Genomic DNA, 20,058 nt, shown 5'->3' with positions numbered 1-20,058 from the left:
TTGGATCGGGTGCATTCCGCAGTTTTGCTGTCATGGGGAATGATTCGCTGAAGCCCTTGACGGCAAAGGCTTTTGGAAATGATTTCGCCTGGGGTGTGGCCATCGCCGCCGCCCAGAACGAAGGCGCTTATACGGAGGGCGGAAGGGGGCTTTCCATCTGGGACACGTATTCACGCCGGAAAGGAACCATCCGCGGGGGTGCCAAACCCTTTGTCGCCTGTGACTTTTACCATCGCTATAAGGAAGACCTGCTCCTGACAAAGGCCCTTGGCTTTAATAGCTTCCGGTTTTCCGTTTCGTGGTCAAGGGTGCTTCCTGACGGGACCGGACGGGTCAACAAAGAGGGGGTTCGATATTACCACGACGTGATCGACGAGTGTCTCCGGCTGGGACTGGAGCCGTTTCTGACCATTTACCATTGGGATCTTCCCCTGGCCTTGCAAAAGGAGGGGGGATGGACGAGCTTTAAAATGATGCGGTGGTTTGAGCGCTTCACGACCCTTTGCGCCGAAGAGTTTGGGTCAAAGGTGAAGAATTGGATCGTGCTGAACGAACCGGCCGCTTTTACCGCCCTGGGCTATATGCTGGGCCGGCATGCGCCGGGTCTTTCGGGGCTGGACAACTTTTTCCCCGCGGTACACAACGCCGTCCTGGCGCAGTCTCATGGGGGACGGATCCTCCGGGACCTGGTACCGGGCGCACGGATCGGAACGACCTTTTCCTGTTCGGAAGTGATCCCCTATTCGGACCGGCAGGAAGACGTCCAGGCCGCGGGACGGGTGGACGTGCTGCTCAACCGGCTTTTTGTGGAACCGGCCCTGGGAAAGGGCTATCCCTCGGAATCGTTCCGGCTCATCGAACGCCTGGAGTTATACAACAAGTCCTGGAAATATACGGAGCGCATGCCCTTTCACTTCGACTTTATCGGGTTGCAAAATTATTTCCCGGTGGTGGTTCGCTTCAATCGCCTGATCCCCCTGGTCCAGGCGTCCGAGGTTAAACCGTATTACCGCAGGGTCCCCCGGACGGCGATGGGATGGGAGATCAATGGGGACGGTCTGGCCGCCATCCTGAGGCGTTTCTGGAAATACGGCGGGGTAAAGGAAATCATGGTCACCGAAAACGGGGCGGCCTTTAAGGACACGGTCGTGGGGGGCAGGGTAAAGGACGAGGCAAGGGTTGCCTTTTTCAAGGAATACCTGGGGGCGGTCCAGAAGGTACGCCAGGAGGGCGTCAATGTCACGGGTTATTTCGTGTGGACGCTGACGGATAATTTCGAATGGTCGGAGGGGTATAAGGCCCGTTTCGGCCTCGTCTACGTGGATCATGAGACCCAACTGCGCACCATCAAGGATTCCGGGTATTGGTTCCGGGACTTCCTGACACCGGCTTAGGCCTTGATGACTCTTTTCGGCCCGACGCTGATGCCCGAGCCCTCCGCCAGGAGGAGAGAATCCGGTGTGCGGCCTTCGAGGAAAGCAAAAGAAGGACCGTACAGGTCCGAGAAGTCTACTTTAATTTCGAAACCCTGGACGGCATGAATCTTCCAGGTGGGGTGTTCCACCCGGTATTCGCCGGTCCGGCGGCCGTCCATCCGGGTATAGCCAAAATAATGTTCGGTGATAAAGGCGTCCAGACCGGAGGGGTCCTGTTCACGGCTATCGAGGTCGGTCACAAGGCAAAAGGAATTCCAGGTATTGCTTTTCCATTCATATTGTACGGTAAGGGCCTCGTCGGTCTGGTGGACGTCATGGCGCATGGGCATGCTCCGGTAGTGCTCCTGGTAGGCCTGGTTGGCGACAAACGCCAGCGTGGGCAGCGGTACGATTTCACTCAGGAAAACGACGCCCCTTCTCCACGATCCGTCCGGGGCACGGTAGCGGACATACGTCCGGAGGTTGACCTCCTCGAAGTCGCTGTGAAAAGGAATCCGGAACCCCTTAAGCCGGGTATTGCGGAAAAGAAAACCCACCAGGCTCAGGTAGCAACGCCCTTCCCATACGTCCAGCTCGGTGGCCGCGGGCAGGTATGGGGTAAGAAGTTCCGCGTCTACGGCGTAGTTGGCCATCGCCAGCCACCTCCACTCGGCGGTGAGGAATGCAGAGGGCATGCTAGTAGTTGATCACCTGTTCTTCCATGACTTCGGGCATGGTCCGGGCTTCGTACTGTTGGGTCCGGAGCTGGGGTTCGAAACCGGCTTCGCGTATGGCCGCCTGGATACCACGGGCGGTAAAGCGGTGCGGAGCCCCCGCGGCGCTCACGACGTTCTCTTCGATCATGATGCTGCCAAAGTCATTGGCGCCGGCGTGCAGGCACAATTGAGCGGTTTCCTTGCCCACGGTCAGCCAGCTTGCCTGGATATTGTTGATGTTGGGAAGCATGATGCGGCTCATCGCGATCATGCGGATATATTCTTCGGACGTGGTCAGGTTGTGGACGCCCCGGATTCTGGCCAGCAAGGTGTCTACATCCTGGAACGTCCAGGGGATAAAAGCGATAAAACCCTTGGCGCCTTCGGGTTTCCGGGCCTGGACGTCGCGGATCTTGACGAGGTGCTCGAAGCGTTCCCGTACGGTTTCCACATGACCGAACATCATCGTGGCTGTCGTGGTCAGCCCCAGCTTGTGGGCCTCGTGCATGATGTCAAGCCATTCCTGGGACCCGCACTTGCCCTTGGAGATAAGTCTCCGGACACGGTCCACCAGGATTTCCGCCCCCGGTCCGGGCATGCTGTCCATTCCGGCAGCGATCAGCGCCTTCAGGACGTCGGCGGGGTGCATTTTCTCCAGCTTGGCGATGTGAGCGACTTCGGGGGGCCCGAGGGTATGGAGCTTGAGCCGGGGAAACAGTTGTTTCAGTTCCCGGAAAAGACCCGTATAATAAGACAGACCGAGTTCGGGGTGGTGTCCGCCCTGGAGCAGGAGCTGTTCGCCCCCATAGCGGAACGTTTCTTCGATCTTGCGCTTATAGGTCTCGATATCGGTGATGTATGCCTCCGCATGACCGGGTACGCGGTAGAAATTGCAGAATTTGCAATTGGCGATGCACACATTGGTCGTGTTCATGTTGCGGTCGATGATCCAGGTGACCTTCCCATGGGGAACGCGCTCGCGGCGCATGGTGTCGGCCACGGTCATCAGCTCCGCCAGGGGCGCGTGTGTAAAGAGGTATTCGCCTTCGTCTATGGTGAGGAAGCCTCCGTCCAAGGCTTTTTTGTACAAATCGGCTGTCTGCATAGCATGTAATTACGGGGTAAAGGTACGTGTTTCGGCCAACCGTTGAAGGTAGTCAGGTATTCGTGAAATAATCCTTTGAGCGGCGTTAAAAAATATGTAACTTTTAGAGCTATGTCGCCAAGGCTATTGCTCCGTTGCTCCATCTCACTATTGACGATACTTGCAGTCGATCCGTGCGTGGCCCAATCCCGGACAGAAGATGAATTCCCCCCGGCAAAATTCATCACCCGGTTTCCCTACCAGCAGTTTAGCGGGGGGATCATGGTCGTGCGGGCTACCATCGACGACTTCCCGGATACCCTCAATTTCATTATGGATACCGGAAGCGGGGGCATCTCGCTGGATTCGCTGACAGCGGAACGGCACCACCTGAAAACCATTTTGTCGGACAAAACGGTCAAAGGCATTGCCGGCATCAAACCCGTCCGGTATGTCTATCATCAAACCCTCCACCTGCCGGGCCTGACCGTGGACAACATGGACTTCCACACCAACGACTACGAGATCCTGTCCGAGGTGTACGGGGTGCAGATCGACGGGATCATCGGGTACAGCTTTCTGAGGCAGTATATCCTGGAGGTGGACAATGACAGTCTCATGATGAAGGTGTATTCTCCCGGCAGGTTCCGTTATCCCAGGGGCGGTTGGACGCTCCGTCCGGATTTCACGACGCTTCCCATCATACCCCTGGCCATCCGGGACGACCACCGGTGCGAAGATCATTTCTATTTTGATACCGGTGCGGGGCTTTGCTTCCTGATGTCCAAGAATTTTACAGCCGACAGCGCCATCCTGGACCGGAAACACAAACCCGTTCTGACCGAGGCCGAGGGGCTGGGTGGAAAGGCGCTGATGTCCCTGACGGTCATCAAAGCCCTTCACCTGGGACCCTATGTATTTCACCAGGTCCCTACCTATATCCTCGACGATGAGTACAACGTCACGGGTTATCCCGGTCTCGGTGGATTGTTGGGAAACGACCTCCTAAGGCGGTTCAACCTGGTGATCAATTATCCCTTCCGGGAAATCTACATCGTTCCCAACGGACACTATAAGGACTTGTTCGATTACTCTTACACGGGCATGAGCATCTATTTTATCCAGGGACGCGTGATGATCACCGACGTACAAAAGAATTCCCCGGCTTCCCAGGCCGGTATACAGTCGGGGGACGAGTTGTTCGCCGTGGACAATAATTTCTCCCACAATATCCAGGTCTATAAAAACCTTCTCCAGAATGCGGGGAACAAGATCCGGCTGATCGTATTCAGGGACGGACAGCCGCAATTGATCACCTTAAAGATCCGGAAGATCTCCTGAGAAGCGTACCTTTGCGGACTATGATCCACTTCAGCCGCTTCGTTTTGTCCAACGGACTCCGGGTTCTGGTACATGAAGACGCTTCTACGCCCATGGCCGTGATGAATGTCCTCTACGACGTGGGGGCGAGGGATGAAAACCCGGACAAAACGGGTTTTGCCCACCTTTTCGAACACCTGATGTTTGGAGGGTCGGTGAACATCCCGGACTATGACGAGCCCCTGCAACGGGCGGGTGGAGAAAATAATGCCTATACCACCAACGACCTGACCAACTATTACCTGCAGCTGCCGGCGGACAACCTGGAAACGGCCTTCTGGCTGGAAAGCGATCGTATGCTGAGCCTGGCGTTCAGCCCGGACAGCCTGGAAGTACAGCGTAAGGTGGTCTCCGAGGAGTTTAAAGAGCACTACCTGAATAAGCCTTACGGGGACGCCTGGATGAAGATGCGGGAGATGGCGTACAAAGTACATCCCTACCGGTGGATGACCATCGGCAAGGAGCTAAGCCATATCGAAAATGCCACCCTGGAGGATGTAAAACGCTTTTTTTTCGCCCACTATCTGCCCGTCAATGCGATCCTTGTGGTGGCGGGAAAAGTGACCGCCGACGAAGTTCGCCGGTTGGGTGAAAAGTGGTTTGGCCCCATCCCCGGCGGAACGCCCTATGTCCGCGAGGTACCCCAGGAACCTATACAGCGGGAGGCCAGACGTGCATCGGTGGAGGCCAAGGTTCCCCTGGACGCCTTTTATAAATCCTGGCATATGCCCGGCCGGACCAGCACCCGCTACCACGCGGTGGATTTGCTCACCGAGGTCCTGGGCGGGGGTGCTTCCTCCCGTCTCTACCAGGCGCTCGTGAAGGAGCAAAAGCTTTTCAGCAATATCGAGTGTTATCACTTCGGTACCATGGACCCCGGCCTGGTGACCATAGAAGGAAAGCTGGTCAAGGGCGTTTCGCTGGAGACGGCCGAAGCCGCGGTGGAAGAAGTCCTCGCAAAAGTCAGGGAAGACGTGGTACCTGCCAGGGAGCTGGAAAAGGTCAAGAACAAGACGGAAAGCATGATTGCCTTTGAGGACATGACCGTCACCAACCGGGCCGCCAGCCTGGCGTTTTACGAACTTTTGGGGGACGCCGCACAGATGAATCAGGAACTGGACAAATACCGGGCTGTGGAAGCCGGCGCCCTCCTGGAGGAGGCCCGGACGGTCTTTACGCCAGAGAACAGCAATACTCTTTACTACCATGCTCAATAGAACGCAAGCCCCCCGGCTGAAAGACGCCGTCGATTATAGCCTGTCCCTGAAACCCTACCGCTTTTTCCGTTTGACCAACGGGGTGGAGGTCTATGCGGTGGATGCAGGTCCCCAGGATGTGCTCCAGATGGAAATGGTTTTTGATGCGGGCAACGCCTTTGAAAACCAGGCGCTGGTCGCGGCTTCGACCAATTACCTGCTGAAAAACGGAACCGCAGGAAAGAATGCCTTTGCCCTCAACGAACACTTCGAATACTATGGGGCCTACCTGAACCGGCACTGTTACGGGGATACGGGTAACCTCGTGTTGCATACCCTTACAAAAAACCTGGGCGAGCTCTTGCCGGTGATGCGGGAGATCCTTACCGAATGCACCTTCCCGGATGAAGAGCTGAACACCTATCGTCAGAACATGCTCCAACGCCTGGCGGTGAACCTCAAAAAACCGGATTTCGTGGCGGGCCGTTTGATCGACGTATCGCTTTTCGGCCAGGACCATCCGTACGGCCGGTTTAGCACGCCGGAAGGATACGCAGCCCTTCACCGGGACCTGTTGGTGGATTTTTACCAACGCCACTACGTCCACGGCCGCTGCCGCATCTTTGTGGCAGGCCGGGTACCCGCGGATATAGACAGCCTGCTGGAACGCAACTTCGGGGACCTGAGCCTGTCTTCGGCGCCGGTCGCGCGCCGGGATTTTGCCATACACCCCGCTACCGAAAGGGTGTCCCATCTGGTCAACGACCCCGAAGGGATACAAGGGGCGATCCGGATCGCCAGTCCTTTTCCGGACAAACACCACCCCGACTTCTCCAAAGTGCAGGTGCTGAATACCGTCTTCGGAGGATATTTCGGGTCCCGGCTGATGAGCAATATCCGGGAAGAAAAGGGCTATACCTACGGGATCCACAGCTACCTGCAGGGGTTTACCAATGTAGGCGCCTGGATGATTTCGACGGAAGCCGGCCGGGACGTCAGCGAAGCCGCCGTCAAAGAAGTATACCACGAAATGGAACGGCTGCGCGAGGAGCCCGTGGAGGAAGAAGAGCTTCACCTCGTGCGCAATTATATGATCGGCACCTTGCTGGGTGACCTGGACGGTCCCTTTCAAATCATCGGGCGCTGGAAAAACATCATCCTGCATGGATTGGACACCGGCTATTTCGACAGGGCGGTGGAGATCACCAAAACGATCACCGCCGCGGAACTGCAGGAGCTGGCACAGAAGTACCTGGTGCCGGAGCGGTTTTATGAGCTGATAGTGGTCTAAAGGGCGCCACCGGCGCCCTGCCCGAAGGGCCATCATAAGCGGTGTTGCGGCGGCGGGCTAATTTGTCCTTTTAGCCCGCCGCCGCAACTCAACGTTGGCGATTAGCACGTTTATTGTTACATTCACCGCATGGTGAAGTTCATTCTCAAGATATTCTTCACGGCAGCGGTGATCCTCGGGTTGGCGCGTTTGCTACCGGGGGTCAAAATCGACTCCTACTGGACGGCCATCATAGTGGCGCTGGTCCTGGCCGTGTTGAATGCATTTATCCGTCCCATTTTGATCTTCCTCACCCTTCCGGCGACCCTGGTCACCTTTGGTTTGTTCCTCTTCGTCATCAACGCCGGCATCATATTGCTCGACGCCTATTTTGTACACGGCTTCCATATTGATAATTTTTGGTGGGCCCTCGTCTTCAGTATTTTGCTGTCGGTGATTCTGTCGTTTTTCGACGGGTTGGAGAAGCAGCAGGAACACAAGTCGGAATAGCCCGCGCGGCGCTCGCCGCCGCGCCTCAAAAACGTTGATGCTATATGTTTTTTGACCGCAAGCACTGGTCGGATGAAGCGCTGGTCCGGACGTACCGCGCGCTCGTGTTGCCCCGGATGATCGAGGAGAAGATGCTGATCCTGCTCCGGCAGGGTAAAATCAGCAAATGGTTTAGCGGCATCGGCCAGGAAGCCATTGCGGTGGGCGCGAGCCTCGCGCTGGAACCGGACGAATGGATCATGCCCCTGCACCGGAACCTGGGCGTGTTTACCACCCGGGAAATGCCCTTGTCAAAATTGTTCCACCAATGGGAAGGGCAACCCGACGGCTACAGCCGGGGACGGGAAAGAAGCTTTCACTTTGGCAGCAGGGAGCACCATATATGTGGGATGATCTCCCACCTCGGACCCCAGATGGCGGTGGCGGACGGCACGGCCCTGGCGCACCGGCTACAGGGAGCGCCCAAAGTATCCCTGGCCTTTTGCGGGGATGGGGGGACGAGCGAAGGCGACTTTCACGAAGCCCTGAACGTGGCGGCGGTCTGGGACCTCCCGGTCATTTTTATCATCGAAAACAACGGCTACGGTCTGAGTACCCCTGTCCGGGAGCAATACCGTTGCGCCCAACTGGCCGACCGGGCCAAAGGGTACGGGATGGAAGGCGTGACCATCGACGGGAACAACGTCCTTACTGTCCTGGATACCATACAAGGCGTCCGGGAATACTGTATCCGGGAGCAAAAGCCCTACCTGGTCGAGTGTATGACCTTCCGGATGCGGGGGCATGAAGAGGCCAGCGGGACCAAATACGTGCCGCCGGAGTTGTTTGCGGAGTGGACATCAAAGGATCCCGTAGCGAATTATGAACAGTTTCTTCTTTCCGCCGGTGTGCTGGATGCTTCGGGCGTGGACCGGATCCGGGGGGAGATCAAAGAATATATAGAGCGGGAGCTGGCGGCCGCCGCCTCCGGTGACGATAGCCTGGCGCCTGCTGCTGCGGAGCTGGCGGATGTGTATGCGCCGGCCGTTGCGGTCGAGGCCGTGGTCCCGACCACGATTGTCGGTGCCCCGGTCGCTGCGATCCCGGCAGGTGTAAGCCTGACGCCGGATGCGGCCCCTGCTGCCGCCGCCCCCGACCGCGGCGTGGATAGCCCGCCTGCGGAAGGCCGCTCCAAGCGCTTTATCGACGCCATCTCCGAAGGCCTGCGCCAGTCCATGGAAGGCCACCCCAACCTGGTCCTGATGGGCCAGGACATCGCCGAATACGGCGGGGCTTTCAAGATCACCGAGGGCTTTGTCCAAACCTTTGGCCGGGACCGGGTGCGGAATACCCCGCTTTGTGAAAGCGCCATCTTAGGGGCCGCCCTTGGGCTGAGCCTGGAAGGGTTTAAGTCCATGGTGGAGATGCAGTTTGCGGACTTTGTCAGCGTGGGATTCAACCAGATCGTCAATAACCTCGCCAAGATCCACTACCGTTGGGGCCAGCCGGCCGACGTCGTCGTCCGCCTGCCGACCGGGGGCGGGGTGGGTGCCGGTCCCTTCCATTCCCAGAGTACCGAAGCCTGGTTCACCCACGTACCGGGTCTCAAGGTCGTATATCCCTCCACGCCTTATGACGCCAAGGGGCTGTTGATCGCCGCCTTCAATGACCCCAACCCGGTCCTTTTTTTCGAGCATAAAGCGTTGTACCGGAGCGTCAGCGGAGAGCTCCCGGCCGAGGCGTACGCGTTGGAGATCGGGCGGGCGCGGGCGGTGGTTACGGGGTCCGAAATCAGCATCATCACCTACGGGGCGGGTGTCCACTGGGCCCTGGAGTATATGCAGGGGCGGCCCGACGTGTCGGTCGATCTTCTCGACCTGCGGACGTTACTGCCCTTGGATGTCGACGCTATCCGGGCCTCTGTCGCCCGGACCGGGAAGGTGCTGGTCCTTCACGAAGCGACCCTGACGGGCGGGGTGGGGGCGGAGGTGTCGGCCTGGATTGCGGAGCATTGTTTCGACCTGCTTGACGCGCCGGTGATACGGTGCGCTTCGCTGGATACGCCGGTGCCGTTCCGGGTGGAGCTGGAGCGGCAGTTTCTCGCCAAGGCCAGGCTGGCAGAGGCGGTCGAACGGTTGCTGGCGTATTAAAAGGCGCCGCGAGGCCGCGGGCGCCACGGCGCCAAAGGTCTGCTATCCGAGGACCGTCTTCTCTATCACCTCCGGAAAATACCGGTGCTCCAACGCCAACACCTTAGCCGCCACGGTAGCAGGTGTATCCTCGGGCGTAAGGTCGCAGGTAGCCTGGAAAAGATGGGTGCCATGGTCGTATTGTTCGTCGACCAGGTGGATGGTGATCCCGCTGACGGGGTCACCGGCGGCGACCACGGCTTCGTGGACGAAGTGACCGTACATGCCCTTGCCGCCGTATTTGGGCAGAAGGGCGGGGTGGATATTGATGATGTGGGAAGGAAAGGCAGCGATCAGGGGGGCGGGTACTTTCCATAAAAAGCCCGCCAGGATAATCCAAGCTATTTGATGGTCAATGAGTTCGGGAAGATAAGTGTCACCCCTGAAAAAGCGGTCACGTTCGATCAGTAGGGTGTCGATGCTGGCGGCGGCCGCGATGGCCAGGACACCGGCCCCCGGTTTATTGCAAACGACCAGGGAAACCCGGATGCGGGGATGATCCCGGAAGTGGTCGATAATCTTTTGGGCGTTTGTCCCGGAACCGGATGCAAAAATCGCAATGTTAATCATCGGGCAAAACTAGGATCGTCTGTTGTACGCGGTTTGTAAAAATATTGTCATTTAATTGTCACGATCACGTCGGAAAATCGTCATGAAACGGTCGTTCATTCGTCATAGAAACGTCGGAAAATGCCTTTGCACGAATAGGACAAATTGCTTATGTAAATCCAAAAAATCCGCTGAAACCCGCATGAACACTGAATAAATTTTTTTTAAAATATGTGAATAGTTTGTCAACATCGTCCCCTAATTTTGCACAGCGTATCGGAAATATTCCAAATTCTTTACGATTCAAGTGTTTATGTTCCAAGATCGTACTATCCTACAAAAATCTCTCGCAGCATTACTGGTTGGTTGTCTTTTTTTGGTCGGCAATGTCCACGCCCAGGATGCCTCCAAGGGAAAGACATTGTTCCAATCCAACTGTACTTCCTGCCACGCCATCAATAAGGTGGTAACAGGGCCCGCCCTGGCGCACGTAGAAGACCGTTGGCCGGACAAAAAGGAATTGCATGCGTGGATTAGGAACAACGCCCAGGTTTTGGCCAGCGGTTATCCTTATGCCGTTGCCCTAAAAGATCAGTATAAAGTCGCGATGAACGTCTTTTCCGATTTTACGGACAAGGACGTCGACGATATCCTGGCGTATATCCGGGGCGAGCAGGACAAGCCGGTATCGACCCCAGGCGGAGGCGGTACAACGACGACCACGACGACCGGTGAGGGCGGCAGCAACAATTCCCTGCTGTTCGGCATCATGACCCTGGTCCTCGCGGTGATTGCCCTGATCCTTCTCCAGGTGAACAGCAACCTCCGCAAGCTGAGCGACGACAAGGAAGGCATCCGGCGCGGGGAACCCGTTCCGTTCTATAGGAACAAGGCGTATATCGCGCTTGTCGTGGTTGTCCTCTTTATGATCGGCGGCTACTACCTGGTGCAGGGCGCGATCGGTTTGGGCCGTCAGCAGGGCTACCAACCGGAACAACCCATCTTTTACTCCCATAAAGTACACGCAGGGGTCAACCAGATCAGCTGTCTGTACTGCCATAGCTTCGCTACCACCGGCAAGCACGCCAACATCCCCTCTGTCAATGTGTGTATGAACTGCCACATGAACATCAGCGAGTACTCGGGCACCGCCGGTCAGCTGTACAGGGAAGATGGTACGGAAGTCAACGGAACGGCCGAAATCCAAAAGCTATACAGCTACGCCGGCTGGGATCCGAAGACAAGGGCTTATACGGGCAAGGGTCATCCCATCGAGTGGATCCGCATCCACAACCTGCCCGACCACGTATTCTTCAGCCACGCCCAGCACACCAACGCGGGTAAGGTACAATGCCAGACCTGCCACGGCGAAATCCAGAAAATGGATGAGGTTCACCAGTTCGCCCCCCTGAGCATGGGCTGGTGTATCAACTGTCACCGCACGACGAAGGTGCAGTTTGCCGACAACGGGTTCTACAGCATCTACGAGAAGTTCCACAACGACATCCGCGACCATAAGATCGACAGCGTTACCGTCCAGATGATCGGCGGTACCGAATGTCAGAAATGTCACTATTAATCCTTTTGACTGATATACATATGCAAAAGAAAGAGCACTGGCAAAGTTTTGGACAGAAAACCGGTTCTGAAGCTTTCAATCAACTGGCAAAGGATGAGTTTCAAGAAAGTTTGCCGTTTGCAGGACCCGAAGACGAGGGACTGCTGGACGGCAAAACGCCCCGCAGGGACTTCTTGAAATACTTAGGTTTCAGCACCGCGGCTGCGGCGCTGGCGGCCAGTTGCGAGATGCCCGTCCGCAAGTCCATTCCCTTCCTGAACAAGCCTGAAGATATCGTCCCCGGAGTAGCCAACTACTACGCCACCACCTACGTACAGGACGGCGACATCGTCCCGGTGCTGGCAAAGGTCCGCGACGGCCGCCCCATCAAGGTCGAAGGGAACGAACAGTCTTCGGTCACCAAAGGGGCCACCACCGCCCGTGTTCAGGCGTCGGTGCTCAGCCTCTATGACGTCAACCGCCTCCGGTCACCCCGTCAGGGTAAGGACAACGAGCCTACGTTTGAAGCCGTCGACAAAAAGATCGCTCAGGCGCTGGCCGACAACGGGAGCAAGCCCATCGTCCTGTTGACCAGCACGATTGCTTCCCCGACCATAAAAACAGCCATCGACGACTTTACCAAAAAATATCCTTCCGCCCGCCAGGTAACGGTGGACGCCGTTTCCTACAGCGGTCTGCTGCTCGCTGCAGAGGCTACTTACGGCAAGCGTGTGATTCCTTCTTACCACTTTGAAAAGGCCAAGGTCGTCGTCTCCATCGATGCCGACTTTTTAGGTACCTGGCTGAGCCCGGTGGAATTTACCCGCCAGTATGCGGATGGCCGCCGGCTGACGGATGCCCACACGGACATGAGCCGTCACTTCCAGTTCGAAGGGACTTTCTCCATGACCGGGGCCAACGCGGACGAGCGTTATACCTTCAAACCCTCCGAAACCGGTGCGGTGGTGCTCGCGCTCTACCAGGCGCTGGGCGGTGCCGTTAGCGCTCCCGCGATACAGGACGCCCGTTTGAAAGACGGGATCGCCCAGGCTGCGAAAGAACTGAAGGCCGCCGGCGGGAACGCCCTTGTCGTTGCCGGTAGCAACGACAAGAATGTACAGATCGTCGTCAACGCCATCAACGAACTCATCGGCGCACCGGGCAAGACCATCGACTGGGCTAACCCCGTCAACTACCGCGCGGGTATCGACGCCGACATGGTAAAGCTGGTCGACGATATGAATGCCGGGAGCATCGGGGCGCTTTTTATCTACGGCCCGAACCCCGCCTATAATTATTACCAGGCCGACAAGTTCATCTCCGGTCTGAGCAAGGTACCCCTGACGGTATCCTTTAGCCAGATCCTCGATGAAACGGCTGTCCTTTGCCAATATGTGCTCCCCACCCACCACTACCTGGAAAGCTGGGGGGACACCGAAGCCAAAACAGGGTACATTTCTTTCCTCCAACCGACGATCGCCCCCTTATTCAAGACCCGTGCTTTCGCCACCTCCCTGCTGAAGTGGAGCGGCAACGACGCGGATTATGAAACGTATTTCAAGAATTATTGGGTAGCCAGGCTGGGCACGATCGAAGCCTTTGACAAGGCGCTTCAGGACGGTGTGCTGGAACCTGCACAGGAACCCGCCATGGCTGGTGGTTCGTTTGTCAGCGGTTCCGTTAGTGCCGCGCTCTCAGCCCTGGGTCAGACAAAAGCCGGCGGCCCTGTCGAAGTCGTCCTTTACCAAAAGGTATCGATTGGTGACGGCGCCCTGGCGAACAACCCCTGGCTCCAGGAAATGCCCGACCCGGTGACAAAGATCACCTGGGACAACTACGCCATCCTTTCTCCCAAACTCGCCGCCACCATGGGGATCACCCCCGGTGACCACTACGAAGTGGAGATCAACAAACCCACCGTCGACGTAAAGGTGGGGGATAAAACCTACAGGCTCGCCGCCATCATCATCCCCGGGGTACACCCGAATGTGATCGCGGTTGCCCTAGGGTATGGACGGGATCCCAAGATCGGCCGGGCCGGTGGCGGGGTCGGTCAGAACGCCTACGCTTCCGTGGGCTATGACGGGACAACCTTCTCTTATGCGGCGACGAACGCGTCCGTGTCCGCAGGGGGCGATACCTACAAGATTGCACAGACCCAACTCCATAATGTATATGAAGGCAGGACGTCCGTCATCAAGGAAGCTACCCTGTCTACCTTTACCAAATCCCCCGAAGTCTTCCAACAGCTCGACAAAGAACTGGAAGAGGACTATAACGGCGACTTCCGTGAGCAGGGTTCGCTCTATCATGACTTCGACGTCTACGACCGCCCCGGTATGGCCTGGGGAATGAGCGTGGACCTGAGCGCTTGTATCGGTTGCGGCGCCTGTGTGGTGGCCTGTAACGCGGAGAACAACGTACCCGTGGTCGGCAAGATCCAGGTCGCGAAGGCGCACGAAATGCACTGGATTCGTATTGACCGTTACTTCAGCGGGGATATGGAAAACCCGGATGTGGTCTTCCAGCCGATGATGTGCCAGCACTGCGACAACGCCCCTTGCGAAAACGTCTGCCCGGTAAACGCCACGAACCACTCCACCGAAGGGATGAACCAAATGGCCTACAACCGTTGTATCGGTACGCGGTATTGCGCCAACAACTGCCCCTTCAAGGTTCGCCGCTTTAACTGGTATGACTGGCTGGGTTCCGACAGCTTCCCCGACAACCAGCAACCCCTGGTGGACGAAGGCTGGATCGACCCGATCCTTACGGATATGAACGACCCGCTGAGCCGGATGGTGTTGAACCCCGACGTCACGGTCCGCGGCCGCGGTGTGATGGAGAAGTGCTCCTTCTGCGTACAACGTCTCCAGGAAGGCAAGCTGAATGCGAAAAAGGAAAGCCGCCCGGTGCGCGACGGCGAAATCAAGACCGCCTGTATGCAGGCCTGCCCCACCCACGCCATCGTATTCGGGAACGTCAACGACAAGTCCAGCCAGATCTATAATCTTCGTAAGAAAGAGAACAAGAACCGGGTGTACTATGCGCTGGAAGAACTGCACGTATTACCCAACGTCAACTACCTGGCCAAGGTGCGCAATACGGATCGCGAGGTGGGTATGACCATGGAAAAAGAAGCATAATAAGAGAGCTATCATCAAATAATAGAGCCCAATGTCTTTGTTAAAGTACGAATCAACGCTCAGAGAACCTTTAGTGGACGGTGATAAGGACTATCACCAGGTGTCGGAAGATATCTGCCGGCCTATAGAGGTAAAACCAAGGAAGTCATGGTATGTAGGTCTTAGCATCGCCGTTCTTCTCTTGCTGTTCGGGGTCTATTCCATTTACCGGGATGTGACTTACGGGATCGGCCAGTGGAACCTGAACCGGACGATCGGTTGGGGCTGGGACATCACCAACTTCGTGTGGTGGGTCGGTATCGGTCACGCCGGTACGTTGATCTCCGCGATCCTCCTGCTGTTCCGCCAGGGCTGGCGGACGGGGGTGAACCGCGCAGCGGAAGCCATGACGATCTTTGCGGTGATGTGCGCCGGCCAGTTCCCGATCTGGCACATGGGCCGTGTGTGGATCGCCTTTTTCGTCATGCCTTATCCCAATACGCGCGGTCCGGTATGGCCGAACTTCAACTCTCCCCTGCTCTGGGACGTGTTCGCCATCTCGACGTACTTTACCGTATCCCTTCTGTTCTGGTATTCGGGTCTGCTGCCCGACCTTGCAACCCTTAGAGACAGGGCTAAAACCAAATTCCGCAAATCTTTCTACGGGATCGCCTCCTTCGGCTGGTCCGGTTCGACCAAGCACTGGCAGCGTTTCGAGGCCCTGGCCCTGGTGCTGGCCGGTCTGTCCGCCCCCCTGGTGTTGTCGGTGCACACCATCGTATCCATGGACTTCGCCACCTCGGTGATCCCGGGTTGGCATACCCAGATCTTCCCGCCCTATTTCGTTGCGGGCGCCATCTTCTCGGGTTTCGCCATGGTACAAACCCTGCTGGTCATCACCCGTAAGGTCCTTGGTCTTGAAGACTACATCACGATCGGTCACATCGAGGCCATGAACAAGGTCATCGTGATGACGGGCTCCATCGTGGGCTGCGCCTACCTGACCGAGCTCTTTATCGCCTGGTATTCCGGCAATCCTTATGAATATGCCGCTTTCTACAAATACCGTATTGCCGGTCCGTATGTATGGGCGTACTGGACGATGATGACGTGTAACGTGATTTCTCCGCAGCTCTTCTGGTCGGCAAAACTGCGCCGCAACATCCAATTCACCTTTATCATGAGCGTGGTGGTCAATATCGGGATGTGGTTCGAACGCTTTGTGATCATCGTTACGTCCCTATACCGCGACTACCTGCCTTCTTCCTGGTCTACCTTCTACCGGCCGACCATCTGGGAAGTCGGGTTCTTCATGGGGACCATCGGGCTGTTCTTTACCTGCTACTTCCTGTTTGCCAAATACTTCCCGGTCATCGCTGTGGCGGAAATCAAGGCCGTCCTGAAAACCTCCGGGGAGAACTACAAACGGGGTATGGAAAAACTGGAACAGGAAAGTGTGGATGAGTTTATTCACAATAATGTGTCGCACGAGCACGGGCATTAATATATAAAACCGAAAGTCTGAATTATGGCAATCAAAAAGTTCGTTGTAGGCAATTTTACCGATGAGGAGGTCCTCTTCCCTGCTGTAAAGCGGGTGCGGTCCGCCGGGTACAAGATACACGACGTATATACGCCCTTTCCCATACACGGCCTGGATACCGCCCTTGGTCTTCGCCAGACCAGCCTGCATACCGCGGGTTTCATCTACGGCATCACCGGTACGACCACGGCCCTGTGCGGGATCAGCTGGGTCTTCGACGTGGACTGGCTGATGAACATCGGGGGTAAGCCCCACATCCCGCTGCCGGCGATGATCCCCATTACATTCGAGTTGACGGTGTTGTTTGCCGCCGTGGGTATGGTCTATACCTTCTGCTGGCTGTGTCAGATTGCCCCCGGTGTAAAAAAGCACGTGTTCAACCCCCGTTCCACGGACGATACTTTTACCATGGTGATTGAGTGCACGGAGCATACGAATGTGGAAGAGGTCAAGGCCTTTCTGCATACGGTCGGTGCGGCGGACATCAACGTACAGGAAGCCGAAGCCGGCTGGTGGTGGGGCACCTATGATAAAGAACAAGTTTTGTATAAAGAGGAGCTGGCCTAAAACATAAAACAACGATGAAGACGACAAATATCATTTCCAGCGTTTTGACGGGCGCCCTGGTGATCGGCCTCGCAGCCTGTAGCGGTGTGCAGCGTAATCCCGGCCGTATCTATATGCCGGACATGACCTACAGCCGTGCCTACGAGACCTATGCGTCTACGGAAGACCTGAGCAAGGAAGGCGTACACTTCGACCATCAACCGGTACCCGGGACCATCGCCAGGGGCGAGGAAATGCCTTTCCTCATCGCCAAGGACGCCCCCGGTGATTCCGTGGGTTATGTAGCTTCCAAAGCGGTGAAGGATCCCCTGGGTCCCCTGGACTCCGCCGACATGGCCGAAGCAGGACGTTTGTTCAACATCAACTGCGCCATCTGCCACGGTTCCAAGCTGGACGGCAACGGACCGCTGTACAAGGACGGTAACGGACCTTTTTCGGCAAAACCGGCCCAGCTCGTCGGAGGTGCCCAATACACGAATATGCCGGAAGGCCAGATGTTTTACTCCGTTACCTACGGGAAGAACATGATGGGTAGCTATGCTTCCCAGCTGACCCGCAAGCAGCGTTGGATGGTCATTCAGTATATCAAATCCCAACAAGCCGCCGCCTCCGGGGGTGGTGCAAAAGTGGACAGCACGGCTACAGCAAAGAAATAAAACACGATCACGTATAAAAGTATTTTAGAAGATGAAGGAACAATTCACCATACCGGCACGTTTAAAAACCTGGTCCCTGGCGCTGATCGCGGTGGGCGTGCTGACCTTGATCCTGGGGTTTATTTTCCTGCACCCGTTCTACAACGGGCCGGAGCAGCATTATGAAACCACCCGCTTCTGGGCCAGCCTGATCCAGGACAGCACCTTCTTTTTCCTGATCTCGGTAGCGGCCTTCTTTTTCATCGTGGCCCATACCCTCGCCATGGGCGGATGGCAAACCCTGATCCGCCGCGTGCCCGAAGCCATTTCCGGTTACATGGTCGTGGGCGGGATCATCCTGGCAGTGGTTTTCTTTCTCTATATTTTCGTAGCAAAAGACCACTATATATACACCTGGAAGGATCCGGGTACCGACAAGGAGCTCTTACGCAAGCACGGTTTCCAGGGTCCGGCCTTTTTTGTGGTTTCCTCCATCATTTTCATGGGTGTATGGATCCTGGCCAGGATGGCCTACCGGAAAAATTCCATCGCCGAGGACAACGGCGCCTTTGGGGACAGGAGCTACTTCCGCAAGTCCGTTACCATCTGCGCGGTTTTTGTGGTCTTCTACGCTGTTGGTATTTCTTCCGCTCCCTCCTGGTTGTGGCTGATGAGTATCGACGCCAAGTGGGCCAGCACCATGTACGGCTGGTATACCTTCGCAAGCACTTGGGTATCAGCACTGTCCTTGATCACTTTGTTCGTCATTTACCTGAAAAACCAGGGCAAGCTGGAGCTCGCCAACGAGGAGCACCTGCACGACCTGGGTAAGTATATGTTTGCGTTCTCCATCTTCTGGACGTATCTGTGGTTCGCACAGTACATGCTGACCTGGTACGCCAATATACCCGACGAAACGACCTACTTCGGCATCCGCCTCTGGGGTTCGTTCCGCCCGATCTTTTTGCTGAATTTGATCATTAACTTTGTGTGTCCGATCCTCATCCTCATGACCCGGGACGCCAAACGCAACTATGCGATGATGACGTTCATGGGTGTGCTGATCCTGTTCGGGCACTGGCTGGATTTCTACCAGATGGTTATGCCCGGTCCCCTCAAGGACCACGCCCAGATGAGCTGGTATGAGTTCGGTATCCTGGCCGGTTTTGTAGGGACGATCATCTTAGTGACCGCCAAGCAACTGGAAAAAGCTTCCCTGGTCCCCAAGAACAGTCCGTTCCTGAAAGAAAGCATTATACACCATACTTAAAAATAATTCAGATAGTATCATGTCATTCCTCCTGATTGCAACGGTTATTCTGGTTTTCGTAGTGATCTTCCAGATCGCTAAGGCCAGCGAGTATGTGAGTGTACTGAAAGGCGAAGACAAGACACGGGAGCAAAACAACCGCATCAACGCCTTCCTGATGCTCGCCTTCCTGATTCTCGGGCTCATTGGGGTGTGGTGGTGCAACGACCTGTTGTACAAAAAGACCCTCCTCCCCCTGACTTCCGCATCCAAGGAAGGGATGGACATCGACCGGATGTTGTGGATCACCCTGGCCATCACGGGCGTGGTGTTCATCATCACCCAGATCCTGCTGTTCTCCTTCGTTTACCGCTTCCAGGAAAAGCCGGGCAAAAAGGCCTTCTTTTTCCCCCATAACAACAAGCTCGAAGTCCTCTGGACCGTGGTTCCGGCCGTGTTCCTGCTGGTCCTGGTCGTTTTCGGCCTGAAATACTGGTTCCACATCACCGGTGAGGCGCCGAAAGACGCGATCGAGATAGAAATTACCGGGAAACAGTTCAACTGGATTTACCGCTACCCCGGGAAGGACGGCAAGTTTGGGAAAACCTACTTCAAAAATATCAGCGACGCCAAGGGCAACCCCCTCGGTCAGCTGTGGGACGACCCCGCCAACCAGGACGACATTGTCGTCACGGACCTGACGATGCATATCCCCGTCAACCACCCGGTAAAACTCATCATCCACTCCCGTGACGTGATCCATGACGTGGGGCTGAGCCAGTTCCGGATGAAGATGGACGCGGTCCCCGGTATCCCGACGACCTTGTGGTTTACGCCCCAGTTCACCACCGATGAAATGAAGCAGAAAACGGGGAATCCCGACTTTGTATACGAGATCTCCTGCGACCAGATGTGCGGCCCCGGCCACTTCGGGATGCGCGGCATCATCCAGGTGGACAGCGAAGCGGATTATAAGAAATGGCTGGACAGCAAAAAGGCCAACTACTATAGCGTGTTCCCGGAGAAGGCGCCTGGTGCTGCGGCCCCGGCCGATACAACGAAAAAAATTGTGGCAACTATAAAATAAGACGAT

16 protein-coding genes are annotated in these 20,058 nt (G+C 56.4%); 13 read left to right on the top strand and 3 right to left on the bottom strand.

The features are described from left to right. Nucleotides 1–32: 32 nt before the first annotated feature. Nucleotides 33–1,394 (top strand): GH1 family beta-glucosidase, encoded by a 1,362-nt coding sequence (locus tag EDB95_RS03295; RefSeq protein WP_133990547.1) that lies wholly within the window; start codon nt 33–35, stop codon nt 1,392–1,394. Here EDB95_RS03295 and EDB95_RS03290 read toward each other — a convergent pair. Both EDB95_RS03290 and mqnC read right to left on the bottom strand, forming a co-directional pair. Beyond that, nucleotides 1,391–2,110, bottom strand: a complete 720-nt coding sequence (locus EDB95_RS03290; RefSeq protein WP_133990545.1) for a YqjF family protein — start codon at nt 2,108–2,110, stop codon at nt 1,391–1,393. The genes EDB95_RS03295 and EDB95_RS03290 overlap by 4 nt on opposite strands. A gap of 1 nt (nt 2,111) precedes the next feature. Next, on the bottom strand, nt 2,112–3,236 hold the full coding sequence (gene mqnC, locus EDB95_RS03285) for a cyclic dehypoxanthinyl futalosine synthase (protein WP_133990543.1): 1,125 nt from the start codon (nt 3,234–3,236) through the stop codon (nt 2,112–2,114). A gap of 111 nt (nt 3,237–3,347) precedes the next feature. On the opposite strand from mqnC, the gene EDB95_RS03280 reads away from it, so the two are divergent. From EDB95_RS03280 to EDB95_RS03260, 5 genes are all read left to right on the top strand, one after another. After that, nucleotides 3,348–4,556, top strand: coding sequence for an aspartyl protease family protein (locus tag EDB95_RS03280; RefSeq protein WP_133990540.1), 1,209 nt, complete (start codon nt 3,348–3,350; stop codon nt 4,554–4,556). Nucleotides 4,557–4,576: 20 nt separating this feature from the next. Beyond that, nucleotides 4,577–5,812 (top strand): M16 family metallopeptidase, encoded by a 1,236-nt coding sequence (locus tag EDB95_RS03275; protein ID WP_133990538.1) that lies wholly within the window; start codon nt 4,577–4,579, stop codon nt 5,810–5,812. Further along, nucleotides 5,802–7,082: a M16 family metallopeptidase gene (locus EDB95_RS03270; RefSeq protein ID WP_133990536.1), complete on the top strand. Its 1,281-nt coding sequence runs from the start codon at nt 5,802–5,804 to the stop codon at nt 7,080–7,082. Before EDB95_RS03275 ends, EDB95_RS03270 begins: the two co-directional genes overlap by 11 nt. A 129-nt stretch (nt 7,083–7,211) precedes the next feature. Continuing rightward, nucleotides 7,212–7,571 (top strand): phage holin family protein, encoded by a 360-nt coding sequence (locus tag EDB95_RS03265; protein WP_246073486.1) that lies wholly within the window; start codon nt 7,212–7,214, stop codon nt 7,569–7,571. Between the two features lie 44 nt (nt 7,572–7,615). Then, nucleotides 7,616–9,700 (top strand): alpha-ketoacid dehydrogenase subunit alpha/beta, encoded by a 2,085-nt coding sequence (locus EDB95_RS03260; RefSeq protein WP_133990534.1) that lies wholly within the window; start codon nt 7,616–7,618, stop codon nt 9,698–9,700. 42 nt (nt 9,701–9,742) lie between these two features. Here the strand turns inward: EDB95_RS03260 and purN are convergent, their stop codons facing one another. After that, the gene (gene purN, locus EDB95_RS03255; protein WP_133990532.1) at nt 9,743–10,309 is read right to left on the bottom strand and encodes a phosphoribosylglycinamide formyltransferase; all 567 of its coding nucleotides are present in this window, start codon (nt 10,307–10,309) and stop codon (nt 9,743–9,745) included. Nucleotides 10,310–10,664: 355 nt separating this feature from the next. On the opposite strand from purN, the gene EDB95_RS03250 reads away from it, so the two are divergent. The 7 genes from EDB95_RS03250 to EDB95_RS03220 are packed head-to-tail and all read left to right on the top strand — an operon-like array spanning nt 10,665 to nt 20,052. Then, the gene (locus EDB95_RS03250; protein ID WP_246073484.1) at nt 10,665–11,867 is read left to right on the top strand and encodes a c-type cytochrome; all 1,203 of its coding nucleotides are present in this window, start codon (nt 10,665–10,667) and stop codon (nt 11,865–11,867) included. A 20-nt stretch (nt 11,868–11,887) separates the two neighbouring features. Then, nucleotides 11,888–14,992, top strand: a complete 3,105-nt coding sequence (locus EDB95_RS03245) for a TAT-variant-translocated molybdopterin oxidoreductase (RefSeq protein ID WP_162852469.1) — start codon at nt 11,888–11,890, stop codon at nt 14,990–14,992. A 31-nt stretch (nt 14,993–15,023) separates the two neighbouring features. After that, entirely contained in the window at nt 15,024–16,475 is a 1,452-nt protein-coding gene (nrfD, locus tag EDB95_RS03240; protein WP_133990526.1) for an NrfD/PsrC family molybdoenzyme membrane anchor subunit, read from the top strand. Between the two features lie 24 nt (nt 16,476–16,499). Further along, on the top strand, nt 16,500–17,081 hold the full coding sequence (locus tag EDB95_RS03235; protein ID WP_133990524.1) for a DUF3341 domain-containing protein: 582 nt from the start codon (nt 16,500–16,502) through the stop codon (nt 17,079–17,081). A 14-nt stretch (nt 17,082–17,095) separates the two neighbouring features. After that, nucleotides 17,096–17,737 (top strand): c-type cytochrome, encoded by a 642-nt coding sequence (locus tag EDB95_RS03230; protein ID WP_133990522.1) that lies wholly within the window; start codon nt 17,096–17,098, stop codon nt 17,735–17,737. A gap of 31 nt (nt 17,738–17,768) precedes the next feature. Next, nucleotides 17,769–18,986, top strand: coding sequence for a quinol:cytochrome C oxidoreductase (locus EDB95_RS03225; RefSeq protein WP_133990520.1), 1,218 nt, complete (start codon nt 17,769–17,771; stop codon nt 18,984–18,986). Nucleotides 18,987–19,005: 19 nt separating this feature from the next. Beyond that, nucleotides 19,006–20,052 carry a cytochrome c oxidase subunit II gene (locus EDB95_RS03220; protein WP_133990518.1) on the top strand — a complete coding sequence of 349 codons (1,047 nt, stop codon included), beginning with the start codon at nt 19,006–19,008 and terminating at the stop codon, nt 20,050–20,052. Nucleotides 20,053–20,058: the final 6 nt, after the last annotated feature.

The sequence above is a fragment of the Dinghuibacter silviterrae genome (genome assembly GCF_004366355.1).
GTDB classification, from domain to species: domain Bacteria; phylum Bacteroidota; class Bacteroidia; order Chitinophagales; family Chitinophagaceae; genus Dinghuibacter; species Dinghuibacter silviterrae.
This window is presented reverse-complemented; position numbering and strand designations above follow the sequence as displayed.